Annotated in this window: 1 protein-coding gene; it reads right to left on the bottom strand. The window is 57.7% G+C overall.

Annotation, left to right across the window (positions count from 1 at the left end):
- Nucleotides 1-697 precede the first annotated feature (697 nt).
- Nucleotides 698-1,087 (bottom strand): hypothetical protein, encoded by a 390-nt coding sequence (locus tag I6F35_RS39500; RefSeq protein ID WP_225122956.1) that lies wholly within the window; start codon nucleotides 1,085-1,087, stop codon nucleotides 698-700.
- Nucleotides 1,088-1,379: the final 292 nt, after the last annotated feature.

The following is a 1,379-nucleotide window of genomic DNA, read 5'->3' as shown; positions in this document are numbered from 1 at the left end:
TGCTGCTGCTGTCATTCATGGAGTCCTCGCAAAGAGCCTGTTTGCGGCATTCCGCGTCCACCAAACAGCGGCTCAGCGCGATGCCATGACGGTTATAATATAAAATTACGATCGTAATTCAATAAGGATGTCCGCCTTCTCTGGACACATGAGCGTGAGGTGTTGACGGGGTGGACGAGCGGCCAATCAGGAAGAAGACGTCCGCTTCGGGTCAAAGACTACCTTGGCCCGCTCTCATCAAACCTGTTCGGATCACCTGCAGTATGCAGACGTCGCCGCGCTGTGAGCTGAGGTCGGCACGGAGCCAAGAGCTGACATCCAGCCGGATCAGACAAGCCGGGACGAAGTTTCGACCGTACAGCAAAAGCAGCGGCAACATAGGCCGCAATCACCACGATGATTTGTTCGGGTGAATTCGGCCGTTCACGTGCAGCATGCACAAAATCGACGTCCAGGACACAGTTGGAACCGGCGGGTGTCGAGATCGGCCAGGAAGTCGAAGTAGGCGCCCACGTATGGATAGGTATCCCCTCGGGTTTTTTCGTTCGACGAAAGGGCCCCCGCGCGGCCTCCCGGTCGGACTCGGTAATTTGTGCGCTTCCCGCTGTCGCGGCGGCATCGATGTGGTTCTCGCGGGTTGCTACTTCGGATGAGTGCCTGTGACTGTGCCTGCAACAGACATTGGCAAAACAGAGTCTCAATCGGTGGTGAACGCTTTGTAGGAAAGAAAGGCACCGACGAACGACGGAACGAGCGCGCCGATAATGATCGGAGTGCTGCTTTGTCCCAAACTGGAAGCGATGCTGGCGGCCCAAAAAGGCAGCAACATGCGCAAAATCCCGCTAATCACGGCGAGCCACCCTAGAACCGTCACCACGACGCGCCAGCCGCCGCTCCAGACGTTGTGCACGCGCACGATTGCCAAGCCAGCCACAAGGAGCAGAATGCCAGAGACGAAGATCAGTCCCGGGTCGTCACCGATCTGTTTGGCCATTTCAGGAAAATGACGAGCGTTCACCAACATCGCGATGCCGATCGCCAGGAGAGTCGGGCCCATCAAACTGGCAATCATTTTCGTGGTCGCCATGAGAACCCCTCAGGGTTTGCGCCCCGATAGTACCGTTCACCCTGACACTTTGGAAGCACTCCAGTACCAAAAGCGCCGGTCAAGGGCTGCGCCGTCAGAGGCGGGTCTACCCGATACAGCGGACCTAGGCGACTTCCCGAACCTCTTCGCCTTCGGGCCATTAGCGGACTTGGTGTTCTAGGATTTTCATCGCGGCGTTGGAGACATCGAGGGCCGGTTGTCCACCGAGTTTCTGCGACGTGCGCGGTCGATCAGGGCCTCGACTGTTGGTAATATGCGCGTGACGACTGCT

The organism is Bradyrhizobium sp. BRP22, assembly GCF_020194175.1.
Taxonomy (GTDB): domain Bacteria; phylum Pseudomonadota; class Alphaproteobacteria; order Rhizobiales; family Xanthobacteraceae; genus Bradyrhizobium.
Note: the sequence above shows the minus strand (reverse complement) of the source record. Positions and strands in the feature narration are given on the sequence as shown.

What these genes read in the sequence shown, in the direction of transcription:
- I6F35_RS39500 (WP_225122956.1), bottom strand. Translation starts at nt 1,087, where the DNA reads ATGGCGACCACGAAAATGATTGCCAGTTTGATGGGCCCGACTCTCCTG.